The organism is Streptomyces sp. NPDC059499, from assembly GCF_042749285.1.
Taxonomy (GTDB): Bacteria; Actinomycetota; Actinomycetes; order Streptomycetales; family Streptomycetaceae; genus Streptomyces.
Genome location: NZ_JBHYTT010000034.1, coordinates 1 through 6,694, shown reverse-complemented (window position 1 = coordinate 6,694; position 6,694 = coordinate 1). Strand labels below are relative to the sequence as shown.

Here is a 6,694-nt window from a genome sequence, read left to right as displayed (position 1 = left end):
GACCCGTGAACGCCTCAACCCACGACGCCTCGACCCTCAACACCCCACGCATACACAGGAAATGCCCAGTTCGTAGCGTTCTGCAACACGCTTTAAAGGTTGTTGCAGAAGGGTGGGTGTGGGCAGGCCGGGGTGGCGTTTGACCTGGTGCTTCAGCCTGCCATGGCGAGGTTGTGCATAGTGGCGACGGCTTGGACGGCGTGGTGGAGGCCGTCTCCTTTCTGGCGGCAGTCGCGGAGGATTTTCCAGTTCTTCATGCGGGCGAACGTGTGCTCGACGCGGGCGCGGACGCGTCGGTGTTCAGTGTTGTCCTCCTCCTGGCCGCGCAGGAGTGGGCGTCCGGCTCTTCTGCGGTGCGGGACGATCAGTCCGGTTCCCAGGCAGGCGCCGTCTGCGATGACCGTTGTCCCGGACGCGATGGCGGGCAGGTCCGATTCTCGCCAGGCGTGTGCACGAAGAGCGTTGGTGGCCCTGGGTGGACCTGGTGACGGTCTGCGGGGGAGTGTCAGTTTGGTTGCGACGCCGTGCACCCGGTGTGAGGGAGGGGCGACTGGGGTCAGGGCGGGGGGATGTTGACATCAAGAGTGGTGAAGCCTGCTGGCCCTCCAATACCTAGTAGGAGCGTGCCGTTGTCGCGCAGGGTGGTGATGGCTTCGATGGGTGCGGCGGTGACGAGGGTGTGGAGGTTCTCTGCGGTGAGGGGATCCCACAGGTTCAATGCGTGACCGCTGCCGCTGGCCAGGAGGTGGTGAGTGGCGGACAGTGGCACAGCAGCCAGGGATTTGGTCCACGGTGCGGCGATGCAGGCCTGGGGCGCCCAGGACGCTGTGTCCCAGGTCTGGATGCGTTCTCTGGTGGCTGCGGCCAGTAGCGTCATGCCGCCGCTTTGAACCACAGCCAAAGCCTTCACATCGGTCCTCTGCCGGGGGATGCGCAGTTCCATCAGTACCTCGCGTGAGGCAAGGTCCCAGATCACAACGCCACCGCTGCTGCCGAACGCGATCCACCTGCTGGTTCCATCTGCCGCGCACAGCTCATCGACGACCTGGACAGCCTTCGAACCGACCCGGGGACACTCGTCGGGGCGTGGGCGGAGACACAATGGTCACCCGACGGTGGCGAAGAAGGCAGCGACACCGAGGCGGAACACCACGAGCCCGCCGAGGCACCGGAGGTCCTTGAAAAAGACGACGCGAAGTTCCAGACCCGACGGATCCTCACCCACCGCGGGATCGTCGTGCAATACATGGCCGCGCGCAGGACGAAGAAGCCAGTCCGCCCCCCTAAGGACTTCCCCGCCCTCATGTCGCTCCTGGACCTCTCCAGGCAGCTCGGCATCCTCGATACACGCGTGGACGACGTCCTGGTCGACGACCTGGGGCCCCACCGTGCAGACAAGGTCGCCCACGTCGGAATCCACGTACGCCGGCAGGCCAAGCAGAAGGGCGAACGGAACGCCAAGATGTGCATCACCGCCGCTGCCGTCGTACCGTCGGCGCTTGAAGGTGAGGCATGGACCATGTACGGCTGGAGCTACACCGACCGCCGCTGGCTGCCCTACCACCAGGCCGCTGCTGCCTTCCACGCCACCGACTACCCTGCCGGCAAGCTCACCGAACTGGACGACAGCATCGATGGGTGTGTAAAGGCCGCCAAGGAGATCGACCTGGCACTGGGCGAACTCCGAGGCTTCATCGGCACCACTGCGTACACCGTCATGGTGGACGCGGTAGCGACCCGCAGACTGTGGAAGGGCCTCCAGAACGTCCACCAGGGCGAAACCCCACACACTGGCACCACATGGCTGCCGGGAAGCCCCCTGGACGAGGAGCAAAAGCCTTTTGCAGTCGTACGGGTGAACAAGTCCGCAGAGGTCCCCGCACCGACAGGCGTCACAGTCCTCAAGGACGGCATCGCGACATCCAAGCTCGCCACCACGAGCGTCTTCTACCAGGCAACCCCCGACCTCAAGAACTCTGCCTGGTACCTATCCAACGTCCCTCACCAGTTCGACGGCAGCGGTTCCGGCCGCATGGGAGAGAAGAAGACACGCTGGACTGCGGTCTTCGGATCGAAAGAAGACAAGCTCAAGAGCGAAGTCTCCCCCAACTGGTACACCATGAACGCGACCGAGATCTATCCCGTTTCCACAGCCGACGGCATCGACCGAGAAGCCCTCGCCTCCCTGGCGGCCCGCCTCTGCCACAAACCCCTCGCATGGGCACAGCGCACCCGCTACCCGCTGCCGCTGCACGCCGCCCAACAGATGGATCTCGACCACCCGCAGTACCGACGAACGGCACCCAATTCGGCCCTCATGGAAGCCGACTCGATGGAAGAGTTCAACGAAGCCGACAGCGCGGACACTGGCACCACCGAGCAGTAGCCGCTTGGAGATCGATACTGAGCGCTGCCGTGACCAGGCCCGGCATGATCGGACTGTTCTGAGCCTGGTACACGGCACTCGGCCAAGCGAGTGTCACCGGCGCAGCGCCGCCGTCAGCATCGGCAGAGCGCGGCGCAGTTCCCTGTAGCCGTAGGTGCCGCTGTGCCCACCTGGATAGATGTGGGTGGTTACGGGTGCTCCCATAGACGTGAGACGGCTGCTGAGCATCCGGGTCTCCTCACCGCACACGGCCTCGGTGACGGATACGACGCCGTCGTCGGCGAGCGCGACCCATTTCTCGGTGCCGGGGATGTGGGGATCGGGCTCGTCGCCGTCGAGCGGGCCGGGCGTTCCGTCACCGGATGCCAGGTAGACGGGTGTGTGACGTAGTCCCCGGGCGTGATGGTACGGATCCCAGTCGAGCCAGGTCTTCCACTGCTTCGAGGGGTCACCGAAGACCGCGTAGCCGTCCACGCCGACGAACTTCGCACCGGAGAGCCACATCTCCGGGTGCCGGACCGGGTGCACGGGTGCCCCGAAAGCGGCGACGGCGCCGAACAGTCCCGTGATACGGGCGGCGAGTCCCAGGGCACCGAAGCCGCCCTGGGACTCGCCAGCTGCTGCCCTGTTGGGCCCGGCGCCGTAGTCCCGTTCCACCAAGGGCACGACTTCGCGGAGGAAGTACGTACGTACCCGGGGGGAGCCTCCTTTCCCGTGGTTCCACCAGTCGGTCCAGAAACCGAACAGCGGCATGCCCGGCATCACCACCAGGACGTCACGCAGCTCCGCCAGGTCCTGCACTTCGAACAGGCTTGTCCAGGTCGTGTGGTCGCCGTCTCCGCCCGCAAACAGATAGAGAGTGGGCCAGCGGTCGCCGGGGCGGCGCCGATCCCAGCCGCGCGGTGTCAGCAGGGCCACCGTGCTCCGGCCGCCGAGAGCCGGGGACTCCATGGTCAGTTCGACCAGCCGGTCGTTCAGGCGGCGTTCGGCGAGAACCTTGCCGGTGGCACCGGCCGGGGCGGCGGCGCCAAGGAGAGCTCCGGCGCCCAGCAGGGCCCCAGTCGTGAGAACGGTGCGGCGTGTGCGCGACATATCCGAGTAATCGACCGACGGCCCCGCCACCTTTAACTCGTCCGCACACGGACGGCAGACTCGATCACTTCCTCGTCATAGTCCAGCGTGGCGCAAGGGGATCAAAAGCAGCCTCGGACGCCAAGGCGCGCCCGTCCACTGCTCGTGCTTCCGCAGGCATGTCCGGGTCGGCCAGGCCGGCGCGGAGCTTCTGCCACCGCCGACGCGATGGCTTCCTCCTGAGGAACGGCCTCGGGAACTGCTCGCGGGTGATGAGCCCTTCTCGGTGGGACGCTTCCCATAGAGCTTCCGAGGTGTCGTCATTCGGATCGTCCTCCCGGAAGTCCAGCTCCCACGCATCGGGGTCATCGATGGGCTCCGGGTCTGCCCAGGGGGCGCCTTTGTAGGACAAGCCGTAATCAGGGCTGTCTGGCCCGGGACTCTGCGCTGCTCGTCGTCACGGACGCCTCCTCGTACGCTCTTCAAGGACCGCGCACGCGCGGAGTCCGGTACGCCGCAGCCGCGCGTTGCAACTACCAGCGCGTCAGCCCACCGACACGTGAGCAGATCAGGCAGCGGACAGCCCGGTGGCTTGCTCGGCTCCGAAGATGCTGTCGAAGGCCAGAGCACGGTCTGCGCTGACGAGGTAGTACGGGGAACCGGACCCCGCATTCGAGTACGGGCCGTACCGGCCGGTCGTCAGCACCTCGTAGGGCGTGAGCACGTCCAGGCTGTCGAAGACGTAGTAGACGGGGAGCAGTGTCCAGGCCACCAACTGGAGGTGGGCGGTTACCGCGGCCCGCTCCACAGCATGGCGGCCGGTGGAGCGGCTGGTCATCCGGCTCTTGCAGTCGATCAGCGCGATCTGCTGCTCCTTGGCGGCGATCAGGCCAGGGGTCCAGCGCAACGCGCTGGACGTCCCCCGGAGTGCGGATCGGACCGGGCCGGTCAACACGCCCTGGCCCCAAGCGTTGACGTCCCATCCGCGCCAAGTGAGTTCTCGGGCGACCCGCAGCTCGTGCGGGTCGCCTACGGCCTTCCTGTGCTGAAAGCTCGGCATACGGGGAGTGTGGCGCACCGCCGTCGGTCCGAAACGGACGAGGACCGCAGAGCGGCGAGGTTCCGCCAGCCCCCGACAGGGGTTGTTGCCGGTCATCGTTGTCCATGGTTGTTCATCAGCGGTCAGGGGTGTCCCACCCTGTACGGCCCGGCCCCGCCACACTTGTCCTGATCTCACCCCTACCCTCAGACCACCGCCTTGCCGAGTACCGCCCTGGTTTCTGGACGCTGCTCGGCCGGGAACAGGTCCAGCCTCACCGCCAACCGGTCCACGTCATCAGCCATCCGCCGCAGCCGCATCGCGAACGCGCGGGTCTGGCCAGCATCCAGGTCTGCTGCCAGTCCTGGGCCGTGGAAGGACGCCACTGCAGGAGCATGGCCGGTCTCACTGCGGAACAACTGAGCCAGCAATACCTCCGGCTCTCCGGGAACACCGAGCGTGTACTCGGGCCCGAAGAACTCGCCCTCCTGCTCAGCCCGCACCTGCCCGCCGTCGCCCTGCTCCTCATCGAGCCTCTCGGCCAGCGGCGCCAGCCCCTGCAGGAACGCATATATCCCCTCCTGCATCCTCCTGACGTCCGCGGCTGCTTCCAGCTCCATGAACTCACCGCACAGCTGCGCCCAGATCGCGAACTTCCGCGGGTACCCCTCCTCGGGATCCATCTCGACAAGTTCCGCTTCCAGCCGCGCCCCGTTCTGCCCTTCCACGGTGACCGCGAACTCGAACGCAGTGTGGGCGCTGCCGGAGCATTTCGCATGATCCGTCTTGCAGGCGCCACCCAGAGCCGGGCACGAACGAACCGAACCGCTGCTCATGAGCGCACCCCCCGGTAGCTCGCGCGAGCCTCGACAAGTCTCTCGCTGAGATCCTCCAGCACTGTCAGGTGTGATCGCACCTTCGCGGTCACCGCATCCAGCTCCTGGGGCCCGAGGCACTCCATCCACTCATCCTCGAACACCTGAAGGCTGACGTGCGGCACCGCCCGCTCGGGATCCTCACAGTAAGGATCAACACCGATCTGCCCGGACAGGACCGGCGCCTCCACCGCGCTCTGCCGCGCGTCCCACACCGCAAGCGTCATCACCGCCGAAGTACCAATTCTGTGGGACAGGTCAGCAAGAAAGGTTCCCCGCCGGACATCATCCGAGTGATCGGTGACGCATCCGGCTGGACACCACGTCAGGTGAGGGCCCCGGAAGCCGGCGTCACGACGCATGATCACCAGAGGACGCTCAGCATGCACCCCCAGCTTCTTCGCGAAGAGAGCGGACACCACCCGCTCCTGCGCCTCAACACCAAGATCCGGGGAAAGCACAAGAACCCACTGGTCCTCGCTCAGACGAAGCACCATCCCCGGCACACCACCCACTCCCGGCAGCTCACGGCACAGATGCACACCCAGACCAGGCAGACGGGGCAGGAGAGGACGGCCGTCCTCATACGCAGCCAGCCGTACAGCGGTCAGCCCAGAACAGCCCGCTTCACAGGCAGTTGATTCAGACACAGCAAGGGACACCAGAAGACTCCCGGGTCGAAAGGAATACAGAGGACGGAGCCACTTACCGGAGCCGGCCACACCTGCCGGCACAGCCCAAGGACACAAACAGCTCCACCACCCGCGAGGGCGTAGCCCCGCACCCCAGACTCACCCCGCACCCCCTGAGGCAGGGCGTAAATCCAGCACACCACCACCCAGCACACCACCACCCAGCACACAGAACCGTGGTACCCGCACGCCCGACGCCAGCAGGCCACCCCGCACCACCCACCAGGAGCACGACGAACCCTCAAAAAAGCCCCCACGGAGAGAGACGCCAAATCAAATCATTGCCCAAAAACAAAAATGACATCAACAGCGCCGGCAGGCGCATACAACCAACCCCTGACCGACAGGGAAGGGGGCAATACCACCCACCCCAACCCACTGTCATGCCGTCAGGCATGACACCTCACAAGTCATCAAGCCAGAACCCACAAAACCCTTTGCCCCGCCAGGGGCAAAACCCGCCCACCATCCCAACCCACAGTCAGGCCGCCAGGCCTGACACCCCACCACCCATCGGGCCGCCAGGCCCGAACCCAACCCACTGTCATGCCGTCAGGCATGACACCCCCGCACCTTCCGGCCGTCAGGCCGGAGTTGGGGCGTCAGGCCCAACCTAAGAGCCGACAGGCGC

6 protein-coding genes and 1 pseudogene are annotated in these 6,694 nt (G+C 66.0%); 1 reads left to right on the top strand and 6 read right to left on the bottom strand.

Annotation, left to right across the window (positions count from 1 at the left end; translation table 11 throughout):
- Positions 1-152: 152 nt before the first annotated feature.
- Positions 153-455: pseudogene (locus tag ACFW9O_RS36505) on the bottom strand (transposase family protein); the annotation flags it as partial.
- A gap of 101 nt (positions 456-556) precedes the next feature.
- Positions 557-943, bottom strand: a complete 387-nt coding sequence (locus ACFW9O_RS36500; RefSeq protein ID WP_384615471.1) for a hypothetical protein — start codon at positions 941-943, stop codon at positions 557-559.
- Positions 944-1,303: 360 nt separating this feature from the next.
- On the opposite strand from ACFW9O_RS36500, the gene ACFW9O_RS36495 reads away from it, so the two are divergent.
- Positions 1,304-2,386 (top strand): RNAseH domain-containing protein, encoded by a 1,083-nt coding sequence (locus ACFW9O_RS36495; protein ID WP_384615469.1) that lies wholly within the window; start codon positions 1,304-1,306, stop codon positions 2,384-2,386.
- 93 nt (positions 2,387-2,479) lie between these two features.
- Here ACFW9O_RS36495 and ACFW9O_RS36490 read toward each other — a convergent pair whose 3' ends face one another.
- The 4 genes from ACFW9O_RS36490 to ACFW9O_RS36475 all read right to left on the bottom strand — a co-directional run bounded on the left by ACFW9O_RS36490 (position 2,480) and on the right by ACFW9O_RS36475 (position 5,868).
- Positions 2,480-3,478, bottom strand: coding sequence for an alpha/beta hydrolase (locus ACFW9O_RS36490; protein WP_384615467.1), 999 nt, complete (start codon positions 3,476-3,478; stop codon positions 2,480-2,482).
- A 547-nt stretch (positions 3,479-4,025) separates the two neighbouring features.
- Positions 4,026-4,517 (bottom strand): hypothetical protein, encoded by a 492-nt coding sequence (locus tag ACFW9O_RS36485; RefSeq protein WP_384615465.1) that lies wholly within the window; start codon positions 4,515-4,517, stop codon positions 4,026-4,028.
- A 185-nt stretch (positions 4,518-4,702) separates the two neighbouring features.
- Positions 4,703-5,332 carry a hypothetical protein gene (locus tag ACFW9O_RS36480; RefSeq protein ID WP_384615462.1) on the bottom strand — a complete coding sequence of 210 codons (630 nt, stop codon included), beginning with the start codon at positions 5,330-5,332 and terminating at the stop codon, positions 4,703-4,705.
- Positions 5,329-5,868 carry a DUF6907 domain-containing protein gene (locus tag ACFW9O_RS36475; protein ID WP_384615460.1) on the bottom strand — a complete coding sequence of 180 codons (540 nt, stop codon included), beginning with the start codon at positions 5,866-5,868 and terminating at the stop codon, positions 5,329-5,331. The genes ACFW9O_RS36480 and ACFW9O_RS36475 overlap by 4 nt, the downstream gene beginning before the upstream one ends.
- Positions 5,869-6,694 lie beyond the last annotated feature (826 nt).